Origin of the sequence: Methylobrevis albus (genome assembly GCF_015904235.1) — a bacterium.
Classification (GTDB): domain Bacteria; phylum Pseudomonadota; class Alphaproteobacteria; order Rhizobiales; family Pleomorphomonadaceae; genus Methylobrevis_A; species Methylobrevis_A albus.
This window is the reverse complement of record NZ_JADZLT010000036.1, coordinates 69,781-88,685: the sequence shown is the minus strand read 5'-3', so window position 1 is coordinate 88,685 and position 18,905 is coordinate 69,781. Positions and strand designations below refer to the sequence as shown.

Below are 18,905 nucleotides of genomic sequence, written 5' to 3'. Positions count from 1 at the left end.
CTTGGTCTATCAACCTTGCCTCGGCATGCCGCGCCGGACGCGGCGTGCCTTCGCCCTGGAGGCCGAGATGTCGTTCCTGAAATCGCTGTTCGGCGGCCGCAAGCCGGCCGAGGATCGCCCCCCGGCCGAGACCGGCCGCATCGAGCACAACGGCTTCGTCATCATCGCGCGGCCCTACAAGGTCGGCGGCGAATACCAGACCGCCGGGCTGATCACCCGCGAGATCGGCGGTGTGCTGCGCGAGCACGGCTTCGTGCGCGCCGAGCGCCACGGCACGCTGGAAGCGGCCGGCGACTATTCGCTGACCAAGGGCCGCCAGATCGTCGACCAGCTCGGCGAGCGCCTGTTCGACTGAACCGGCCGCGGGTCCGGCGCGTTCAGCCCTCGCCAGGCCGCCGGCGCCCGGTCTCCCTTGTGCCGGTCATCTCGGGAAGGTCATGCCATGAGCCGCCGCTTCATCGTCGCCGCCGCCCAATATCCGATCGAGGAGATCGCCAGCATCGACGCCTATGAGGCGAAGGTGGCGCGCTGGATCGGCGAGGCCGCGGCGCACGGCGCCAAGCTCGCCGTCTTCCCCGAATACGGCATCATGGAACTCGCCGCCGCCTTCCCGCACGCCGCCGGCGACCTCGCGCTGTCGCTCGGCGTGCTCGGCCCGCTGGTCGACGAGGTCGACGCGCTGCACCAGGCGCTCGCCCGCCGCCACGACATGCACATCCTCGCCTCCAGCGCGCCGGTGCAGGGCGGCGACGGCCGCTATCGCAACGTCGCCCGCCTGTTCACGCCGCAGGGCACCGTCGGCCGGCAGGAGAAGCTGGTGATGACGCGCTTCGAGCGCGACAGCTGGGACATCGCCGCCGGCAGCCCGATCCGCGTCTTCCGCACGAAGCTAGGCCTGATCGGTGTGTCGATCTGCTACGACGTCGAGTTCCCGCTGATCGCCCGCGCGCAGGCCGAGGCCGGCGCCGAGCTGATCCTCTGCCCCTCCGCCACGGACACGTTGAAGGGCTACTGGCGCGTGCGCATCGGCGCGCAGGCCCGGGCGCTGGAGAACCAGTGCTACGTCGTGCACGCCCCGACCGTGGGCGACGCGCCGTGGTCGCCGGCGATGGACACCAACCGCGGCGCCGCCGGCCTCTACGGCCCGCCGGACGCCGGCTTCCCCGACGACGGCGTCGTCGCCGTCGGCGACCTCGACCAGGCGACCTGGCTGTTCGCCGAGGTCGACCTCGACAAGGTCACCGCCGTGCGCGCCGACGGCGCGGTGCTGAATTTCCGGCACTGGAGCGAGCAGGGCGGCGCCGACGCGGTGCCCCCCGCCGGCCCGGTCGCCGAGATCGTCGACCTCACCTGACGGGGTGCCGATCCGGTCAGGTATATCCGCGCCCGATGGGCGGCTGCGATCGAGAAGAAAACGAGGTGTGGCGAACCGACGCCTCGGCTTTTCCCTCGCCCTTCGAGACAGCCGCTACGCGGCTTCCTCAGTATGAGGGAAAAGGACAACTGACTGCAGTAAAAAGAGAAACTCTCGTAGGCCTCATCCTGAGGAAGCCGCGTAGCGGCTGTCTCGAAGGACGAGGCCGGGTGTGCCGGCCCCTGCCGTTGACTGGAATGGGACGGCGGTGCCTGACCCTCGGTCCCGCCCGGCGACCATTGCACCGGGCGGGCCGGGTCAATCGTCACTGCGTCGGCAGGATTTCGAACTGCACCTGCACGCCGACGCGGATTTCCTGCTCGCCGGCCTGCACGGGCACGGTCTTCATGTCGGCCATCGCCGCCTCCATGCGCATCATCGGCGCCGGCATCGGCATCAGGCCGCCGCTTTCGGCGACCTGCAGCAGCCGGCCGAGCCGGAAGCCGCCGGCCTCGGCGTAGAGCTCGGCCTTGCGGCGCGCCTCGGTGATCGCCCGCTTGCGCGCCTCGTCGAGCAGGGCCGCGTCGTCGGAGACGGCGAATTCGATGCCGCGGATCTGGTTGGCGCCGAGTCGCACCACCCGGTCGAGCAGCCCGCCGGCGGCGGCGATGTCGCGGATGCGCACGGTGACGGTGTTCGACACGCGGTAGCCGGTGATGCGCGGCGGCTCCTGCTCGCCGTCCGCCCGCGGGCCGGGGTAGACGTAGACCGGCTCGATCGAGAAGTTCGAGGTGCGGATGTCCTTCTCGTCGATGCCGGCGGACTTCAGTTCCTCGACCAGCGCGCCCATCGCGGCGTTGTTCTCGTCGAGCGCCTCGGCGGCGGTCGCCTTTTCGGCGAGCACGCCGGCGCTGACGATCGCGGTGTCCGGCACGGCGGTGGCGATGCCTTCCGCCGACAGCGACAGGCGGGCGATTTCGGGCTTTTCCTGCGCCTGTGCGGCGACCGGCGGCAGGACGGCGAGCGACGCGCCGGCAAGGAGAAGGGCGAGGGCGGCGGCCGGGCCGCGGGCGAGCTGGCGCATGATGGTGGATCCCCGTTGAACAGGTCGCCGGCCAGTGCGGCCGCGACCCCGGACCCCTCTCTCCTCGCCGCCGATTGGGGCCTTATTGCGGTCAGCCGCCGGCGCGCCGCGCGTCGCCGGCCGCGAGCGTCGCGAGCAGCACCGCGAACAGCACCGACACCCCCGCCCCGGCGAAGAACACCGCCGGCAGGCCGAAGCCGACCAGGATCGGCTGGGCGAGCAGCGGCGACATGAACTGGCCGAGGAACACCGCCGTGGTCATGCTGCCCGTCGCCCGGCCGCGAAACCGCGCCGGCGTCGCGCTCATCAGCCAGGTCGACAGCGCCGGAAACATCAGCCCGAGCCCGGGGCCGCTGAACACGAGGCCGAGCAGCGCCATCGTCACGCTGGACGACAGCGCGATCACCACATAGCCGATGCCGATCAGGAGGAACGACAGCGCGAGGATCCCCCGCGACGACAGCCGCGCCCGGAAATGGCGGAAGTTGAGCGAGGTCACCGCCGACAGCGCGGTGTTGATCGCGAGCCCCGCCCCGGCGAGCCACGGGCTCGGCGAGCCGAGCTCGCGGAGCAGGAACGGCAACTGCACGGGCAGCGCATAGAACACCGCCATGCCGAGGAAGGCGGTGACGAAGACGCCCGCCGCCAGCATCAGCGGGAACGGCCCGGCGTCGAGCGCCGCTTCCCCCGGCGCCGACGCGCGCGGGCCGGCATCGCGGATCACCGTGATCACGAAGGGCACCAGCAGCAGCGCCGTCGCATAGACGAGGAACGGCCCGCGCCAGCTGAATTCCGCGAGGATGCCCCCGAGCGGCAGGAACACGACGCCGCCCCCCGCCATGAACGCCGCCTGGGTGCCATAGGCGCGGTCGCGCGCGGCCCCGTGAAAATAGTCGGCGATCAGTGCCGTGGCGCTCGGCAGCAGGCCGGCGACGGCGAGCCCGAGCACGACGCGCGAGGCGAGCAGCGCGCCGATCGAATCCAGCACCAGCCCGGCGCTGCCGGCGAGGGCATAGAGCAGCACGGCGGCGACGATCACCCGCTTGCGCCCGACCCGGTCGGTGAGCCAGCCGACGAACGGCGCCGCCACCGCGATCGCCAGCCCCGGGATGGTCAGCACCAGCCGCACCAGCGCATCGGCGTTGGGCACGTCGGCATAGTGGTCGGCGAGCCCCGGCAGCGACGGCGCGATGGTGGCGCTCGCCATCACCGTCAGCGCGGAGACGCAGAGGATCACCGGCAGCAGGAAGCGCGGGGGCGCGCCGAACGGGACGCCGGCGGCGGACGAGGACGCGGGGGAAGCGGGCATGGGGATCCGGACGACGAGGTGAGGGCGGCCCGGCCGGGACGGCCGCGGCGCGGGAGGGCACGGCGGGCGGCCGGCGCGACGGCCTGCCTTGAAACGGGAGGACGCGGCGGAGGTTCCGTCATCCGGCGCAAGCGGCGGACGACGGCCCGCGATCGCCGCACGACGCGCAGCCAACACCGCTTCCCCGCGAGCCGCAAGCCCGCCGCGCGGCGATCACGCCATCGTGTGGACACGAACGAGTTCGCCGCCCGCCGCCGGCCGCCCACCCGCCGACGGTGACCGCTGCGACACCGGCCGGCCAACCCCGCGCCACGCTCCCCGCGACCCATCTTGCCGCCCGCGCACGCTTCGGTGTAACTGGAACCAACGCCGCCCGCGAGGACCGGCCGGGCCTGTAGCTCAATGGTTAGAGCCGACCGCTCATAACGGTCTGGTTGGGGGTTCGAGTCCCTCCGGGCCTACCAGATTTCCTCGCCCTTGATGGCGTCGCCCAGCGCCGACAGGTCGCTGACCTGCGCTGCACCCCCGCGACGTACTCCGCATTTCGACCGATTAACGGAAGCGGGAGAGGTGACAAGCAACGCGGGGTCGCGATTAGCCGAGCGCAAGCCTCATGAAATGCAAAATTAGCCGAGGGCTCAGACGATAAGTATGCAAACGAGAAACTCAGTTGCTATAATGATATAGACATTATCCCTTTCACGGGCATGCAAACAATCATGCAAGATTGGCCACTTTCTTCCGACGAGCTTGGCGAACACGGCGATGCATACTTTCGGACGCTTTGCACAAATTCAGGCCTCATTGCCAATAGGGCCGAGAGAGATCGTACCGGGTGGGACTATCGAGTTGAATTTCCAAATTCGCGACTAAATTCCCAAAGAATATGCAGATAAACGAATTATTCCTCACCCATTCAATGTTCAAATAAAAACAATGTGGAGTAAAATCCGTAGCTTTCTAGCCCCTCTCCTGTCGATTGAGAGATTAGCAAAATCCCCAGATCCATCATTTATAATTGTAATTCGGGTTGATGAAACCAAAATTACTTCAGATGTATTTTTGATACACTTAGGAGGCGTAAATCTAGATAAGATACTGAAAAGACTTGTTATCGAGAGCAGCAAAAAATCGCTGATAACAAACAGTCAGAAAATCAGGTTCACGCAAGATGGTTCGTGGATTAAGCTATTTAAAGAAAAAGAACTCGAAGAATTAGTTTTAGATATATGTAACACGTATGCGGGGGGGTGAGCCTTATTCGATTGTAAAAAGCAGGGCCCTGCGAGAATCGGGATATTGGATCTCTCCTATTAAGTTTCGAGTAACTGTTCAATCTGATAGCGAAGAAGGTCTCATTGAAGGTTTCTTGGGCCTAAGGCCGCTCGAACTCATTGAACTAGAGGGCCGAGAAGAACGTTTCGGTGTGGAAAGGCCGTATCCTATCGACTTATCAGTCCCTGGGGACATTCAATTCGAACCTCTGGGCGGGCCAAACTGCCGAATTTTTTTCAGGCGTCAGCGATATGGCACTCCGATCGCACGTCAAGGTAAGTTGATTCCCGCACCCTTCCGGCATGATATGCAAACCTACCGATTTATAGTGAGATCAGACCCCATACAACTCGATATCAATTCGTCTGGAAAGTTAAATATAAAAGCCCTAGAGATAAGTGTAAAAAAATATTCAGTTACTACATGGATCGAACTCTTCAGTATTTTGGAAATGACGGGGTCAAACGAATTCTGCGTCGAAATTTTTACCGAAGAAAATCAAAAAATATACGGGGGTAAGGTCGTCAACGCAATGCTGACCGAAGCAGAAGCATGCCAATACAGAAATATACTGCTGATGTTGAGGGGGGTCGAGCAATTAATGATCCGAATAGGCCGGAGAGACGTTCAATTTTCAATTGAAGAGATATTATCGTCCGGTGACGCGTTGCGAAAATGCCTTGATCTAGTCAATATCTCTGGCACACGCTTTAGCATGCGTTTAGACGGCCTACCGAGTTCGTCTGGAATCTCCTTTAAAGGTAAAAAGATCGGTATTTTGGTTGACACACTCCAAGTTGGTCCCGTGGGTGTAATGTTCGGAGCAATTGCAGAGATCACAATAATGGAAAGCCTTCAAGATTTGTTGCTGCAAGGCGAGATTGTCCGGCAAGGCATTGTGGAGCCCAGCAACAGTATGCCGATTGAAACTTTCGCGGAATCATTTGGAAAAGATGTTGGCGCCGCGTTTCAGATTATTGGTGATGGTTCGGGAAGCTTACTAAAAGGGCGGGAACGCCCCTAGTTTCTGAGATTTTTCCTATGGTTAATCGGACAGATGTAATCTAGCGGACAGCACCATTCGGGCCTCGTCCTTCGGGACAGCCGTGCGGGGAATTTCGGGGTCATTTTCAGGTGTTTGCCCTTTTCCCTCATCCTGAGGAAGCCGCGCAGCGGCTGTCTCGAAGGGCGGGGGAAAAGCCGGGGCGCCGCTCCCGGCCCCGCCTACTTCACCACCATCAGCGGGCCGCTGTACGCATAGGATTTTCGCGAGTTCCCGCAGACGTTGGTCCGCGTGAACCCCCCTGAGAAGGCGGAACCGGTGCGGGTGGCGGACATCGTCCAGCGGCCGGTGCCGCCGGCGCAGGCGTAGGAGTGGTCATAGGCGAACGACGCGGCGCTGCTGGTGGCGGTGTCCCACCAGTCATAGGTCGATGCCTCCGTGCCGCAGGTGCCGGTGGTTTCGGTCGACTTGATCCGCAGCCGCGGCCGCGCCGTCGAGCCCGCCGGCGGAATGCTCGCCTGGAACTTCGCGTCGAGGCGCACCTTCGAGGTGCAACTCGGCGTCTGGTGCGTCCCGGCGACCGAAACGCTGCCCTCGGCCAGCGTCCAGCACGGCAGGTTGAGCGTCTTCGTCACTTGCGACGACGTGGCGGGCACCGTGAACGGGCCGTATTGCGCCGGCACGCGGTCGCCGTTCGGCGTCCGGTAGTTGACGTAGATCGTCACCGTCCGCGCCCCCGCCGTGACGTCGGCGAGCTTCTCGCGGTCGCGCCTGACGATCCACTCGTTCCCCGCCTCCTGGATCGCGCAGGCCGCGCCGGACAACCCGCCGAACACGACGTTGCAGAGACGGCGGTCATCCGACTGCACCATGTTGACGCAGGCAAGGTCGCGCAGGGTCTTCGGAACGGTGCAGGCGTCGTTGATGCCTTGCGCGAGGGCCCGCCGCTGCGCGGCAAGGCTGCGCGCCACGTTGAGGGTCGACGAGATGTTGAGGCTGCTGACGAGGCGGGTCGCCGACACCTCTTCCATCGGCCGGCTGAACGGCGGGTTCGCACCGAGCTGGTAAACGATGTAGGCGTCCATCACCTGGGCCGCCTTCGGATAGACCGCGCACTGCTTCAGGTTCGCGGTGACGTTGAGCGTCGCCGGCGGAACCACCGCATGGGCAATGAGGCTGCCGCGCGCTGCCCGGGAGGCGAGGGCGGTGGGGAGCGTCCTGTTGCGCGCAATGACCTGGCGGTAGGTGAAGCCGTCGTAGCTTTCGAGGGAAATGTGGACCTTGCCCGTCGCCAGCCATTTCAGTCCGACGCGTGTACCGTCGCGCGACTCCAGCGATTTCATGCGCCCCAGACTGTCATAGCTGAGCGTATAGGAGCCGGACGAGGCATTTATCTTGACGACATCGTGCCCATAAGGATCGGTTTCCGGGTGCTCGGAAATGAAATACGCCGTGTTGGACCCAGCGGATAGTGACCCGAGCTCGCCCTTGATCGGATATGAATTGACCGTCGCAGTTACCGACTGCGCGGCGACTGGCACCAGTGCGGCGAAAACGGCGAAACCCGCCAGAAAAAGCGACGATATCCCGTGGGAAAACGACCGACACGACATGAATGATGACCTCGAAAATTTGTACTTTATCTTCAAGGTCCGGCGTTTTTCCGCAAGTGGATTCTAAGGTTTTCAGAGCGGCGAAATCGGATTCCCGCCCGAAACATCGGGTGGAACGACGTCCCCGCCGTTTCCGCTCAGATCCCCCGGAAAAAACCCTCCTCGATGTCGATCTCCGGCACCAGCCGGGTCGTGACGCCGAGCTTCAGGTCGCGCAGCAACTCGCACAGGGTTTCGCCGTCGACGAGGTCGATCGCCGGGGCGCCGTCGCGCGTCGCCTCGCGGTGGGCGTCGGCGGTGAAGGTCGAGGTGGTGATGATCAGCCCCTTGTCCGCGCGCCCCACCCGTTCGCGCAACAGTAGACAGCCGGCCGCGCGCTCGCAACCGAGGCCCGGGCGCGGGCTTCCGAACAATCCCCCGTCCCCGGCGTTGACCATGAGACGCACGATTCATGGAAAGGAAACCCGATGGACAACCTGCTCTGGTTCTTTGCGGTCGCGATCGGCCCGCTGCTGCTCGGCGCTGCGATCGTTTACGGCATGACGCGCAACCGCAATCTCACCGCGCCCGAGAAGCGCGCGCAGACGGCGGCGACCGAAGAACTCTATGACAAGGACGAGCGCTCGCCGACCAAGGGCCCGGTCGCCGGCGAGCATCCGGTCACGAACCGCTGAGCGGCGGCCGGCCGGCAGCGGAAGGAGTTCCGCGCCGGAGGAGCGGTCAGCCGGGCGCGGGCTCCGGTTCTCCTTCGCGCGCGGGCACCTCGCCGGCGGCGTCCCAGCCCGGCGTCGTCTTCAGCACGCCGGCGGCGAGTAGCGAGGCGGAGCCCGTGTAGGGCCGCGTCTCGGCCGACAGCACCGACCGGTGCATCTCGTCTTCCAGCAGCTGGTAGCGCGAGAACGACTGTGACGCCGAGGCATACTGGTGCTCGGCGGCCACCCGACGCGCCCGCTCGAAGAAATCCGGCCGGAACTTGTAGTGCAGCAGCACCATGCCGACCGACGCGACCCGCGCCGGCGAGGTGCGGTGCGACGCCCGCGTCTGCTCCACCGTGCCGCCCCCGCGCAGGCCGGAGCATTTCGTCAGATGGTCGCTCGGGATGCCGAGCAGCCGGGTGCGCGGGCCGCCGCGATAGGAAAAATACGGGCAGGTCACCACCGGCATCGGCGGCGGCGGCGGCTCGAAGAAGCGGGCGCGCTCGGTGAAGTCGGCCTCCGGCGCCGCGACGTGGGCCAGGGTCTCGGGCAGCATGTCCAGCATGTGGCCGGCGAGCACCTCCGCCCCTTCGCCCTGCATGTAGTCCCACAGCGCCGCCACCGGCCGCGTCTCGACATGCGGATAGACGAGATGCTCGTCGGCATCGACGCGCAGGCACAGGGTGTCGGCATAGGCCGGCCGCGCGATCAGCGGATTGGTCCAGGCGTTGCCGGCCTCGGCGCGGCGGAACGGGCTTGCACTGCGGAAGAGCTCGGTGTCCGGCTGCGCGGAGAGCCATTCGGTGCTGCCGTCGCTGGAGCCGTTGTCGATCATCACGAAGCGCTCGACGCCGATCTTCCGGTAGTGCCGGAAGAAGGCGGGCAACATCGGCATCTCGTTGCGCAGCTGGCAGACCACGACCACCGGCGGCGGCGGCCCCGGCAGCGCGCGCAGGCATTCGAGCTCGTCGCTGCGGTCGCGCCGGGCGATCATGCGGCGGCGGTGCCAGTAGGACGCCTGCGCGCCGGCGACGTCGCCGCGGCGCACCGCCTGCCATTCGAGCAGTTCGCCGATCAGCGGCGGCGAATAGGGCCAGCCCCGCACCGTGGCGGCGAGGCCGTCGATCACGGTTTCGGCTTCCTCCGCCGCCCCCGCCTCGATCAGCGCCGAGGCGAGCCGCACCCGCATTTTCAACCCGCGCGGACTGTCGGGATAGGCCGCGACGTCATCGACGGCCTTGCGGGCGGCGGCGAGGCGCAGCTCCGGCGTCGCCCGCGCGCCTTCGTCCAGCAGGCCGCGCAGGATCGTCTCGTGCGCCGGCAAGCCGCTGGCGGCGATCAGCCGGGCGCGCAACTCCTCGGTGAAGAACAGGTGCCGCGTGCCGAACATCTCGGCGAGCAACTCCTCGACCTCCGCAGCGCCGAGGCGCAGCGGCACGAGGCGCTGGACGAAGCCGACGAAGTCGTCGTCGTTGCCGAACTGCTGGATGAAGCGCGCCTCGGCGGCGAGCACCTTCACATCGCGCGGATGGCGCTTCTGCGCCCGCGCCAGCGCGGCGGCCGCCGCGGTGCGGTCGTAATGCAGCAGATGCACGTCGATCTGGCCGACCAGGCCGGTGGGCTTGCCCGGCTGCGCCTCGGCGAGGAAGACGAAGTCGGTGAGGGCATCGAGCCGGCGGCCGGCCGCCATCGCCGCCCGTGCCCGGGCCGCGCGCAGCCGCACCTCGGTCTCCGGGCCGGCGCCGCCCTGCAGCGCGGCGTCGAGCACGGCGAGCGCGGCGGTGTGGTTGCCGAGCTTGCCGTGCAGCCTGGCCTCCTGCAGCACGCCGCGATGGTCGCTGCCGGGCGGCGTCGGGATCGCGCGATAGACGGCGATCGCCTCGCCGATCCGCCCGAGCCGCTCGAGCACGGCGGCATGTTTCAGCCGGTCGCGACCGCGGATGCCGAAGAGCGCTTCATAGCGCTGCCAGGCGCGCAGCGCGGCGTGGAAATCGCCCGTCGCCGTGGCGAGCGCGGCTTCCAGCGCCAGCCGCGCCGGATGCTCGTCGCGCCGCGCGGCGGCGAGGGTGGCGAGCAGCCGGCCGGCGAGATCATGGTCCCCGTCGCGGATGGCGGCCTCCGCGGTGCGGATTCCCTCGTCGAAACTCACCGCCTCACTCATGCCTGGTCCCGGATTTCGGCTCACTCGAAACATCGAAAGACGCATACCAGCGAAACCGTGCCATGCGAGCCGAACATGGGTCTATCCCCAAGATTTTGGGGAAGCCCTTGATTCATCATACTTCTCAGTGGAGCGGCGTCCGGCCGGGTGGCGAATCGGCCCTGCGCTTGATCCCGATCAAACGGCGCTGGGGCGGGCTGCGCTAGCCTGCGGCTCCATCGGTCGCGCCGGGACCCCGCGCTCCTGCGGACCCGGCCCGCTCCGCCACCGCGGCCTCCGGGCGCGCGTCATTCGAAGGACCAGACCATGGCCAGCACGATGAAAGCGGCAATCTTCGTCGAGCCGAACCGCATCGTCCTCGACGACAAGAAGATCCCCGACGTCGGCCCGCTCGACGCGCTGATCCGCGTCACCACGACGACGATCTGCGGCACCGACGTGCACATCCTGAAGGGCGAATATCCCGTGGCGCGCGGCCTCACCATCGGCCACGAGCCGGTCGGGGTGATCGAGAAGCTCGGCAGCGCGGTGCAGGGCTATACGGAAGGCCAGCGCGTCATCGCCGGCGCGATCACCCCGAGCGGCTATAGCAACGCCTGCCTCTGCGGCTGCCACTCCCAGGACGGCGCCGGCACCCGGCACGGCTTCCGCCCGATGGGCGGCTGGCGCTTCGGCAATACCATCGACGGCGCCCAGGCCGAATACCTGCTGGTGCCGGACGCGATGACCAACCTCGCGCCGATCCCCGACGCGCTGTCGGACGAGCAGGTGCTGATGTGCCCCGACATCATGTCGACGGGCTTTTCCGGCGCCGAAAGCGGCAAGGTGCGCATCGGCGACGTCGTCGCGGTGTTCGCCCAAGGGCCGATCGGCCTCTGCGCCACCGCCGGCGCCCGGCTGATGGGCGCCACGACGATCATCGCCGTCGATTCGATCCCCTCGCGCATGGAGATCGCGAAACGGATGGGCGCCGACCACGTCGTCGACTTCTCGAAGGTCGACCCGGTCGAGGAGATCATGCGCCTCACCGACGGCCGCGGCGTCGACGTCGCGATCGAGGCGCTCGGCCGGCAGCAGACCTTCGAGGCGGCGCTGCGCGTGCTGCGCCCGGGCGGCACCCTGTCGTCGCTCGGCGTCTATTCGGAAGACCTCAGCATCCCGCTCGGGCCGTTCCTCGCCGGCCTCGGCGACCACACCATCGTCACCTCGCTCTGCCCGGGCGGCAAGGAGCGCATGCGCCGTCTGATGGACGTGATCGCCTCGTCGCGGCTCGACACCAGCCCCCTCGTGACGCATCGCTTCCGCCTCGACGACATCGAGGCGGCCTACGACCTGTTCGCCAACCAGCGCGACGGTGTGCTGAAGGTGGCGATCACGCCGTAATCACCGGCTTGGCCGCCGTTGCCCGGCGTCACTTGTCGGGCAGCGGCGGCAGGCTGCGCAGATAGAGGATGACGGCCTTAAGGTCGTCGTCGGTGAAGCTCGCGAGATAGCCGTAGGGCATCGGCGGGTGCATCTGGCTGCCGTCCGGCCGCACGCCCTTGGTGATCATCGTGGCAATCTCGGCGTCGGTATAGCCGGCGAGGCCGTCGGCGTGGCTGGTGAGGTTCGACGCCACCGAAACGCCCCACGGCCCCGGAAACTCGAAGCCGCCGCGGCCGAGGTCGGTATCGAGCATCGGCCCCTTGTCGCCCATCGGCGTGTGGCACTCCATGCAGTGCGACACCGGGCCGGCGAGATAGGCGCCGTATTCGACCGACACCGCCGGCGCGATTCCCGCGACGCTCGTCACCGGCGGGCCGTAGGCCGGGGGCAGGGGGATGCGGTAGACCGATTTCGGCTCCTCGTTCTCGACCGGCGCCAGCGTACGCAGGAACATCACGATCGAGGCGACGTCGTCGTCGGAAAGGCCGCGGTACATCGAAAACGGCATCGGCGGGCCGATCAGGCTGCCGTCGGGGCGCAGGCCCTCGCGGATGGCGCGGCCGAGTTCGGCGTCGCTCCAGCCGCCGACCGCGCCGGCCGGGGTGATGTTCGGCGCGTGCGCGGTGAAGGCGGGATTGTCGTCGACCAGCCGGCCGGAGAGTTCGCGCGCCATGTCGGGCCCGGCGGCGCCGAACGGCGTGTGGCAGTTGCCGCAGCCGCCGGGGCCGCGCACGAGGTAGCTGCCGCGTTCCAGCGACGGTTTGGCCTGCGCGCCCGGCGCGGCGAGAATGGTGGCCGCGGCGAGCGAAAGCGCGGCGAGCATCGGTGTCGTCTGCATGATCGAAAGGTCCCCCCGGACACGACATGACACGCATCACTCCGGCACCGATCCTTCGCCGGCTTTCCGGCGTGGAAGACTGCGGGGATGCCTGCGTTAACGAAACATGAATGGACGTATTACTTCTTTACCCGTCTTGTGGTGCGTCGCAGCGCACGCGGCGCAAGTAGTCGTGACGAATCCGCGGCAAGATGACATGGGCGGCGGAAGATTGGAATGGGTCAAAAACCGGTGGTGCACCTCATGCGAGCCGGCCCCACGGCCGTGCCGAGGGAGACGGCGCCGGGGGCGTCCGCTATGCTTGTCTGCCTCAGGTACGGCGGGAAGGCAGAGCGATGGCGGACGCGGCGGGACGGATCCGGGTCGGAATCGGCGGCTGGACCTTCGAGCCCTGGCGGGGCGTCTTCTACCCTGAGAAGCTCGCCCACAAGCGCGAGCTCGAATATGCGAGCCGCAAGCTCGCCTCGATCGAGGTCAACGGCACCTTCTACGGCTCGCAGAAGCGCGAGAGCTTCGAACGCTGGCACGGCGAAACGCCGGATGATTTTGTTTTCGCCCTGAAAGGCCCTCGCTTTGCCACCAACCGCCGCGTTCTCGCCGAGGCCGGCGAGTCGGTCGCCCGCTTCGTCGGCAGCGGCATCGCGGCGCTGGGGGACAAACTCGGGCCGATCAACTGGCAGTTCGCCGCGACCAAGGCCTACGACCCGGCGGATTTCGCAGCCTTCCTCGCGCTGCTGCCGGCGGAGGCCGAGGGGGTGCCGCTCCGCCACGCGGTCGAGGTGCGCCACGCGAGCTTTGCGGTGCCGGAGGTGGTGGAGGTCGCCCGCGCGCACGGCGTCGCCATCGTCTGCGCCGGCGATTCGGAATATCCCTGCATCGCCGACCCGGCGGCGCCCTTCGTCTACGCGCGGATCATGGGCACCACCGAGGATGAAGCCACCGGCTATGGGGACGCCGCGCTCGGCGCCTGGGCGAAACGGGCGAAGCAGTGGGCGAAGGGCGGCGTCGCCGACGGCCTGCCGACCGTGGCGGAGGCGCCGGCGAGCGAGCCGCGCGACGTCTTCCTCTACGTGATCAGTGGCTTCAAGGCGCACAACCCGGCCGCGGCGATGGCGCTCGCCGAGCGGCTCGGCTGACGGCGATGCCGCTGCAGAACCGCGTCACGCCGTTCGGCGCCATCGTCGCCGACCCGGCGCGCGGCCGCTTTACCGGCAACCGCGGCATCCTGCACGATCCGGCGACGCGCACGCTGCGACGGGCCTGGGCCGGCAAGGCCTGGCTGATCTGCCGCCTCGACTTCGAGGATCGCCGCCGGCCGGTGATGGGCAAGGGCTGGACCGAGCTGTTCTTCCTCGACGAGGCGACCGCGCTCGCCGCCGGCCACCGCCCCTGCTTCTTCTGCCGCCGCGCCGAGGCCGAAGCCTTTCGCGACGCCGTCGCCGCCGGCCGGCCGCTCCGCGCCGCCGCGATGGACACCGTGCTGCACACCGAGCGGCTCGCCGGCCGCGCGAAGCGCCTGCACCCGCTCGCGGGCGCGGCGGAGGACCTGCCGGACGGCGCGATGGTCGCGGCGGGCGGCGCGGCCTATCTGGTGCACGCGGGGCGGCTGCGGCCGTGGTCGGCGTCGGGTTACGGCCCGGCGGTGCGGCGCGCCGCGGTGGACGGCGTGCTCACCCCGCCTGCAGCGCTGGCGGCGCTCGCCGCCGGCTACCGCCCCGACCTGCACCCTTCCGCCTTTGCCCCCTCCGGGTGAGGCGCAGCGCGGAGACCGCGGATGATGGACGATCTCTTTGCCGGGTCGCTCCCGGCGGCCGAACCGCTCGGCGACGGCGCGGTGTTGCTGCGCGGCCGGGCGGGGGCCGACGCCGGGGCGCTGCTCGCGGCGATCGAGGCGATCGCCGCGGTGGCGCCGTTCCGCCAGTTCACGACGCCGGGCGGGCGCGAAATGTCGGTGGCGATGACCAATGCCGGCGTCGCCGGCTGGGTCAGCGACCGGGCGGGCTATCGCTACCAAGGCGAGGATCCGCTCACCGGCCGGCCGTGGCCGGCGATGCCGGCACCGTTCGCGGCGCTGGCGCGGGAGGCGGCGGCGGAGGCCGGCTTTGCCGGCTTTGCGCCCGACGTCTGCCTGATCAACCGCTACCGCCCGGGCACCAAACTCTCGCTGCACCAGGACCGCGACGAGGCCGACCTCGGCCATCCGATCGTCTCGGTGTCGCTCGGCCTGCCGGCGACCTTCCAGTTCGGCGGCCTCGCCCGCACCGATCCGGTGCGCAAGGTGCCGCTCGTCCACGGCGACATCGTCGTCTGGGGCGGCCCGGCGCGGCTCGCCTACCACGGCATCCTGACCCTGAAGGCCGGCGAGCACCCGGCGACCGGGCCGTTGCGCTATAACCTCACCTTCCGCCGCAGCGGCTGACACCGACTACGTGCAGCGCCCGCGTCAGGCGAGCTCCGGATAGCCCGCCGCGGCCGCGGCGCGGGCATGATCGGCGAGCACCTCGTAGTCGGCGAAGTCCGGAAACGCCATGCCGGTCAGCCCAAGCGTCGCCCGCACGCCCGCGAGTTCCCGGTCGGCGGCGACCTCGGCGAGCGCGTCGCGGAGTGCGCCGAGCTCGCGGGGCGGGGTCGCCGCCGCGGTGATCAGCGGCAGGCCGGGGCCATACGGCGTCTCGGCGAGCACGCGCAGGCCCGCGATCCGCTCCGGCGCATGGGCGGCGAACAGGCCGAAGGTGACGCTGTCGACCGCCGCGACGTCGGCGTGGCCGGCCCGCACGGCGGCGAGGCTCGCGGCGTGGCTGCCGGTCCAGGTCACCGCGCCGAAAAAGCGGCCCGCGCGATTGAGCGGCGCGACCAGCGCGCGCAAGAGATTGGTGCCCGAGTTGCTGTCCGGTGCGTTGGCCGCCACCCGCCGGCCGCGCAGTGCGGCGATCTCCCCGGCCGGCTCGTCGCTGCGCACCACAATCAGGCTCGCCCGGTAAAACCCGTCGCCGCCGGGAAAGCCGTAGATGGGCGCCGCGACCACCTGCACCTCTGCGCCGAGCCGCGTCACCAGCGGATAGCCGCAGGTCTGTGCCAGCAGGAGATCCGGCGCCAGCCATGCCGCATCGAAGTCGCCGCTGCGATCGAGCTCCGGCGGCGCGTCGATGCCGCGCGCGGCGAGGCGCATGGCGATCGCCGCCCACAGCGCGTCGTTGGCGGCGTCGACGATCGGCGGATCGGCGTACATGCGGAGGCTGATGATGCGCATTCCGGGGCTTTCGAACGGGTCTCGCGGCCGGAGCCGGCTTATCCACCGGTCTTTTTCGCATTTGCCGGCAAAGACGCAATGACATGGCGTGATTCATGCGTTGAAAATGGTGATAGATAAGATCTCTGCCTCAGATCATCCCCGCCGATCATGCCCCTCGAAACCCTTCCAAGAATCGACCGCTCCACGGCCGAATGGCCGACCATGCTGCTCGCCGTGGTCATCTACGGCGGCTGGCTGCTCGTCACGTTCTACTGGCAGTCGCTGCCGCTTGTGCTCGTCGTGCTGCTCGGCGGCTGGCTCGTCGCCTGGCAGGGCTCGCTGCAGCACGAGGTGATGCACGGGCATCCGACCCGCTCGCGCGCCGTCAACGACGCCATCGGCTGGCCGCCGCTGTCGCTGTGGCTGCCCTACCGGGTCTACCGGCTGTCGCACCTGCGCCATCACCGCGACGAATATCTCACCGACCCGATCGAGGATCCGGAATCCGCCTACGTCACGCCCGAGCGCTGGCAGCGGCTCGGGCCGGTCGCCCGCGCGGTGCTGAAATTCAACATGACGCTGGTCGGCCGGCTCACCGTCGGTCCGGCGCTGATGATCGGCCTGTTCCTCGCCGACGAGGCGAAGCTGGTGATCGCCGGCGAGCCCGGGCGGCGGCAGGTGTGGGCGCTGCACGTCGTCAGCGTCGCCCTGGTGCTGGCTTGGCTGGTGCTGGTCTGCGCGATGCCGCTCTGGATCTATCTGGCCGGCTTCGTCTATTTCGGCGGCGCGCTGACGCGGCTGCGCTCGTTCGCCGAGCACAAGGCGGCCGAGCGGGCGGAGGAGCGCACGGCGATCGTCGAGAACGGCGGCCTGCTCGGCCTGCTCTATCTCAACAACAACCTGCACGTCCTGCACCACCTGCGCCCGGCCGTCGCCTGGTACCGGTTGCCGTCGCTCTACCGCGCCGAGCGTGACGCCCTCGTCCGCCACAACGGCGGCCTCGTCTACGACGGCTACGGCGACATCCTGCGCCGCTATTTCCTCAATCGCCACGACGAGCCGCCGCATCCGGGCATGTGACGCAGGGGCCGGCGGCCGCGCCGCCGGCGTCCGGCCTTGTCCCCGGTCAGACCATGCCGGTCGGCAGCACCACCACGCGGGTGCCGTTCGGCACGCGCTGGTGCAGGTCGATGATGTCCTGGTTGAACAGCCGCACGCAGCCGCTCGACAGCGACTTGCCGATCGACAGCGGGTCGTTGGTGCCGTGGATGCGGTACAGCGTGTCGACGCCGTTCTTGAAGAGATAGAGCGCGCGGGCGCCGAGCGGGTTCTTGAGGCCCGGCTCCATGCCGCCCGCGAACGGCAGGTTCCGCTCGGGGTCCTCGGCGATCATCGTTGCGGTCGGCGTCCAGCGCGGCCACTCCGCCTTGCGCTGGATGATCGCGTCGCCCTGGTAGTCGTAGCCGGCGCGGCCGACGCCGACGCCGTAGCGCATCGCGCGGCCGTTCTCGCGCACGAGGTAGAGGAAGCGGGCGCCGGGATCGACGACGATCGTGCCGGGGCGCTCAAAGCTGTCGTAGGCGACTTCCTGCCGGAACAGCTGCGGGTCGATCCTGGTGACGTCGATCGCCGGGATCGGGAACCGCTCGTCGGGGCGCGCGCCGTACATCGCCACGAACTGCGGATCGACGGTCGGCGCCATCATCTGGGGCATGCCCGGGCGGGCGCTGGCGCAGCCGGCGAGGGCGGCGGAGGCGGCGGTGACCAGAAAGGCGCGGCGGGAGAACTCGGCGGACATCGGTTTCCTTTTCATCGGCTTGGCGCCGAAGCGGCATGGCTTCGCCGACGCCGGCGCGTGCCTTGCGTCTCGGGAGAGGGCGAAGGGAGGTGTCCCGCCTCGGCGGCGAAACGTTCGGCGCCCAAAACGGCCGCGCAATGCGGCGAGGGGGTGGCGCTGACGCCCGGTCTGACTGGATTGTGAGGACGTTACGGGCGAGCGTTGCGTAAATAACACAGCCGGGTGGCGGCTCCGGCGCCCGCCGAAACAGGCGAGACGGCGCCGCAACGCAAAACGGCGGCCCGCCTGGAGCCGCCGCTGTCGCGAATCACTGTGGTTGCATGCCGGCCGCGGACGCGTGTCCGTGGCTGGCAAGATGTTGCCGGATCAGCCGGCGCTGGCGAGCTTCGCCGCGATCTCGGCGACGTGGCGGCCCTGGGACTTCGCCATCTCGAGTTCGTTCTCGCTCGGCTGGCGCGAGCCGTCGCCGCCGGCGATCGTGGTGGCGCCGTAGGGCGAGCCGCCGCTGATTTCCGACAGCGTCATCTGGCGCTGCTCGGAGTAGGGCAGGCCGACGATCACCATGCCGTGGTGCATCAGATTGACGATCGTCGAGATGATCGTCGTCTCCTGGCCGCCGTGCTGGGTGGCGGTCGAGGCGAACACCGAGCCGACCTTGCCGATCAGCTTGCCCTGCGCCCAGAGGCCGCCGGTCTGGTCGAGGAAGCTCGCCATCTGCGAGGACATGCGGCCGTAGCGCGTCGGGACGCCGAAGATGATCGCGTCATAATCGGCGAGTTCCGCGACGGTGGCGATCGGCGCCGCCTGGTCGAGCTTGAAGTGGGAGGCCTTGGCGATCTCTTCCGGCACCGTCTCGGGCACGCGCTTGATCGTGACCTCGGTGCCGGCGACGGAGGCCGCGCCTTCGGCGACGGCGCCGGCCATCGTCTCGATGTGGCCGTAGGACGAATAGTAGAGGACCAGGATCTTGCTCATCGCGTATCTCCGTGTTCGGGGCGTCGCGAGAACAGGTAGGCCTTTCCGGGCGACGGCGACAGGGGCGCCGGGGCAGACCCACCGTTTCCATATGGTGAACAGTCGTGGAGACTTTCCACCGGGTCGCCCGCGCCGGGCAAGCG

The 18,905-nt window shown here is 68.3% G+C and carries 19 protein-coding genes and 1 tRNA gene; 11 read left to right on the top strand and 9 right to left on the bottom strand.

Annotation, left to right across the window (positions count from 1 at the left end; all coding sequences use genetic code 11):
• The first annotated feature begins 67 nt into the window (after window positions 1–67).
• Window positions 68–355, top strand: a complete 288-nt coding sequence (locus I5731_RS00775; protein WP_197309440.1) for an HlyU family transcriptional regulator — start codon at window positions 68–70, stop codon at window positions 353–355.
• Between the two features lie 87 nt (window positions 356–442).
• Window positions 443–1,354 carry a carbon-nitrogen hydrolase family protein gene (locus I5731_RS00770; protein ID WP_197309439.1) on the top strand — a complete coding sequence of 304 codons (912 nt, stop codon included), beginning with the start codon at window positions 443–445 and terminating at the stop codon, window positions 1,352–1,354.
• A 325-nt stretch (window positions 1,355–1,679) separates the two neighbouring features.
• On the opposite strand, the gene I5731_RS00765 is transcribed toward I5731_RS00770, so the two are convergent.
• Both I5731_RS00765 and I5731_RS00760 read right to left on the bottom strand, forming a co-directional pair.
• A complete protein-coding gene (locus tag I5731_RS00765) occupies window positions 1,680–2,438 on the bottom strand; it encodes an SIMPL domain-containing protein (RefSeq protein WP_197309438.1) in 759 nt (252 codons plus the stop codon).
• Window positions 2,439–2,529: 91 nt separating this feature from the next.
• The gene (locus tag I5731_RS00760; RefSeq protein ID WP_197309437.1) at window positions 2,530–3,747 is read right to left on the bottom strand and encodes an MFS transporter; all 1,218 of its coding nucleotides are present in this window, start codon (window positions 3,745–3,747) and stop codon (window positions 2,530–2,532) included.
• Between the two features lie 388 nt (window positions 3,748–4,135).
• Here I5731_RS00760 and I5731_RS00755 point away from each other — a divergent pair.
• Window positions 4,136–4,211: transfer RNA gene (locus tag I5731_RS00755), tRNA-Ile, on the top strand.
• Between the two features lie 962 nt (window positions 4,212–5,173).
• The gene (locus I5731_RS00750) at window positions 5,174–6,046 is read left to right on the top strand and encodes a hypothetical protein (protein ID WP_197309436.1); all 873 of its coding nucleotides are present in this window, start codon (window positions 5,174–5,176) and stop codon (window positions 6,044–6,046) included.
• A gap of 200 nt (window positions 6,047–6,246) precedes the next feature.
• On the opposite strand, the gene I5731_RS00745 is transcribed toward I5731_RS00750, so the two are convergent.
• Window positions 6,247–7,368 (bottom strand): hypothetical protein, encoded by a 1,122-nt coding sequence (locus I5731_RS00745; RefSeq protein WP_197309435.1) that lies wholly within the window; start codon window positions 7,366–7,368, stop codon window positions 6,247–6,249.
• Window positions 7,369–7,465: 97 nt separating this feature from the next.
• Between I5731_RS00745 and I5731_RS00740 the strand changes: the two genes are divergently transcribed.
• Window positions 7,466–7,705: a hypothetical protein gene (locus I5731_RS00740; RefSeq protein ID WP_197309434.1), complete on the top strand. Its 240-nt coding sequence runs from the start codon at window positions 7,466–7,468 to the stop codon at window positions 7,703–7,705.
• A gap of 70 nt (window positions 7,706–7,775) precedes the next feature.
• Here the strand turns inward: I5731_RS00740 and I5731_RS00735 are convergent, their stop codons facing one another.
• Window positions 7,776–7,994, bottom strand: a complete 219-nt coding sequence (locus tag I5731_RS00735) for a restriction endonuclease (RefSeq protein WP_235981460.1) — start codon at window positions 7,992–7,994, stop codon at window positions 7,776–7,778.
• A gap of 111 nt (window positions 7,995–8,105) precedes the next feature.
• Here I5731_RS00735 and I5731_RS00730 point away from each other — a divergent pair, with 111 nt between their 5' ends.
• Complete coding sequence (locus I5731_RS00730) at window positions 8,106–8,312, top strand: hypothetical protein (RefSeq protein WP_197309432.1); 207 nt, start codon at window positions 8,106–8,108, stop codon at window positions 8,310–8,312.
• A gap of 46 nt (window positions 8,313–8,358) precedes the next feature.
• Here I5731_RS00730 and I5731_RS00725 read toward each other — a convergent pair whose 3' ends face one another.
• Window positions 8,359–10,494 (bottom strand): glycosyltransferase family 2 protein, encoded by a 2,136-nt coding sequence (locus I5731_RS00725; protein WP_197309431.1) that lies wholly within the window; start codon window positions 10,492–10,494, stop codon window positions 8,359–8,361.
• A gap of 306 nt (window positions 10,495–10,800) precedes the next feature.
• Here I5731_RS00725 and I5731_RS00720 point away from each other — a divergent pair, with 306 nt between their 5' ends.
• On the top strand, window positions 10,801–11,877 hold the full coding sequence (locus I5731_RS00720; RefSeq protein WP_235981459.1) for an NAD(P)-dependent alcohol dehydrogenase: 1,077 nt from the start codon (window positions 10,801–10,803) through the stop codon (window positions 11,875–11,877).
• A gap of 28 nt (window positions 11,878–11,905) precedes the next feature.
• Here the strand turns inward: I5731_RS00720 and I5731_RS00715 are convergent, their stop codons facing one another.
• Window positions 11,906–12,757 carry a c-type cytochrome gene (locus tag I5731_RS00715; protein ID WP_197309430.1) on the bottom strand — a complete coding sequence of 284 codons (852 nt, stop codon included), beginning with the start codon at window positions 12,755–12,757 and terminating at the stop codon, window positions 11,906–11,908.
• Between the two features lie 335 nt (window positions 12,758–13,092).
• Here I5731_RS00715 and I5731_RS00710 point away from each other — a divergent pair, with 335 nt between their 5' ends.
• The 3 genes from I5731_RS00710 to alkB are packed head-to-tail and all read left to right on the top strand — an operon-like array spanning window position 13,093 to window position 15,176.
• Window positions 13,093–13,893: a DUF72 domain-containing protein gene (locus I5731_RS00710; RefSeq protein ID WP_197309429.1), complete on the top strand. Its 801-nt coding sequence runs from the start codon at window positions 13,093–13,095 to the stop codon at window positions 13,891–13,893.
• Window positions 13,894–13,898: 5 nt separating this feature from the next.
• Complete coding sequence (locus I5731_RS00705; protein ID WP_197309428.1) at window positions 13,899–14,510, top strand: hypothetical protein; 612 nt, start codon at window positions 13,899–13,901, stop codon at window positions 14,508–14,510.
• Window positions 14,511–14,534: 24 nt separating this feature from the next.
• A complete protein-coding gene (gene alkB, locus I5731_RS00700; RefSeq protein ID WP_197309534.1) occupies window positions 14,535–15,176 on the top strand; it encodes a DNA oxidative demethylase AlkB in 642 nt (213 codons plus the stop codon).
• 24 nt (window positions 15,177–15,200) lie between these two features.
• Here the strand turns inward: alkB and I5731_RS00695 are convergent, their stop codons facing one another.
• On the bottom strand, window positions 15,201–16,007 hold the full coding sequence (locus I5731_RS00695) for a phosphate/phosphite/phosphonate ABC transporter substrate-binding protein (protein ID WP_197309427.1): 807 nt from the start codon (window positions 16,005–16,007) through the stop codon (window positions 15,201–15,203).
• 150 nt (window positions 16,008–16,157) lie between these two features.
• On the opposite strand from I5731_RS00695, the gene I5731_RS00690 reads away from it, so the two are divergent.
• The gene (locus I5731_RS00690; protein WP_197309426.1) at window positions 16,158–17,069 is read left to right on the top strand and encodes a fatty acid desaturase; all 912 of its coding nucleotides are present in this window, start codon (window positions 16,158–16,160) and stop codon (window positions 17,067–17,069) included.
• Between the two features lie 46 nt (window positions 17,070–17,115).
• Here the strand turns inward: I5731_RS00690 and I5731_RS00685 are convergent, their stop codons facing one another.
• Both I5731_RS00685 and wrbA read right to left on the bottom strand, forming a co-directional pair.
• Window positions 17,116–17,787 carry a L,D-transpeptidase gene (locus tag I5731_RS00685; RefSeq protein ID WP_197309425.1) on the bottom strand — a complete coding sequence of 224 codons (672 nt, stop codon included), beginning with the start codon at window positions 17,785–17,787 and terminating at the stop codon, window positions 17,116–17,118.
• Window positions 17,788–18,153: 366 nt separating this feature from the next.
• On the bottom strand, window positions 18,154–18,762 hold the full coding sequence (gene wrbA / locus I5731_RS00680) for an NAD(P)H:quinone oxidoreductase (protein ID WP_197309424.1): 609 nt from the start codon (window positions 18,760–18,762) through the stop codon (window positions 18,154–18,156).
• Window positions 18,763–18,905: the final 143 nt, after the last annotated feature.

Bases quoted from the DNA above. Each gene is read 5' to 3' on its own strand.
- I5731_RS00775 (WP_197309440.1), top strand. From the start codon at position 68: ATGTCGTTCCTGAAATCGCTGTTCGGCGGCCGCAAGCCGGCCGAGGAT.
- I5731_RS00770 (WP_197309439.1), top strand. From the start codon at position 443: ATGAGCCGCCGCTTCATCGTCGCCGCCGCCCAATATCCGATCGAGGAG.
- I5731_RS00765 (WP_197309438.1), bottom strand. From the start codon at position 2,438: ATGCGCCAGCTCGCCCGCGGCCCGGCCGCCGCCCTCGCCCTTCTCCTT.
- I5731_RS00760 (WP_197309437.1), bottom strand. From the start codon at position 3,747: ATGCCCGCTTCCCCCGCGTCCTCGTCCGCCGCCGGCGTCCCGTTCGGC.
- I5731_RS00745 (WP_197309435.1), bottom strand. From the start codon at position 7,368: ATGAAATCGCTGGAGTCGCGCGACGGTACACGCGTCGGACTGAAATGG.
- I5731_RS00740 (WP_197309434.1), top strand. From the start codon at position 7,466: ATGAAATACGCCGTGTTGGACCCAGCGGATAGTGACCCGAGCTCGCCC.
- I5731_RS00730 (WP_197309432.1), top strand. From the start codon at position 8,106: ATGGACAACCTGCTCTGGTTCTTTGCGGTCGCGATCGGCCCGCTGCTG.
- I5731_RS00725 (WP_197309431.1), bottom strand. From the start codon at position 10,494: ATGAGTGAGGCGGTGAGTTTCGACGAGGGAATCCGCACCGCGGAGGCC.
- I5731_RS00720 (WP_235981459.1), top strand. From the start codon at position 10,801: ATGGCCAGCACGATGAAAGCGGCAATCTTCGTCGAGCCGAACCGCATC.
- I5731_RS00715 (WP_197309430.1), bottom strand. From the start codon at position 12,757: ATGCAGACGACACCGATGCTCGCCGCGCTTTCGCTCGCCGCGGCCACC.
- I5731_RS00710 (WP_197309429.1), top strand. From the start codon at position 13,093: ATGGCGGACGCGGCGGGACGGATCCGGGTCGGAATCGGCGGCTGGACC.
- I5731_RS00705 (WP_197309428.1), top strand. From the start codon at position 13,899: ATGCCGCTGCAGAACCGCGTCACGCCGTTCGGCGCCATCGTCGCCGAC.
- alkB (WP_197309534.1), top strand. From the start codon at position 14,535: ATGGACGATCTCTTTGCCGGGTCGCTCCCGGCGGCCGAACCGCTCGGC.
- I5731_RS00695 (WP_197309427.1), bottom strand. From the start codon at position 16,007: ATGCGCATCATCAGCCTCCGCATGTACGCCGATCCGCCGATCGTCGAC.
- I5731_RS00690 (WP_197309426.1), top strand. From the start codon at position 16,158: ATGCCCCTCGAAACCCTTCCAAGAATCGACCGCTCCACGGCCGAATGG.
- I5731_RS00685 (WP_197309425.1), bottom strand. From the start codon at position 17,787: ATGTCCGCCGAGTTCTCCCGCCGCGCCTTTCTGGTCACCGCCGCCTCC.
- wrbA (WP_197309424.1), bottom strand. From the start codon at position 18,762: ATGAGCAAGATCCTGGTCCTCTACTATTCGTCCTACGGCCACATCGAG.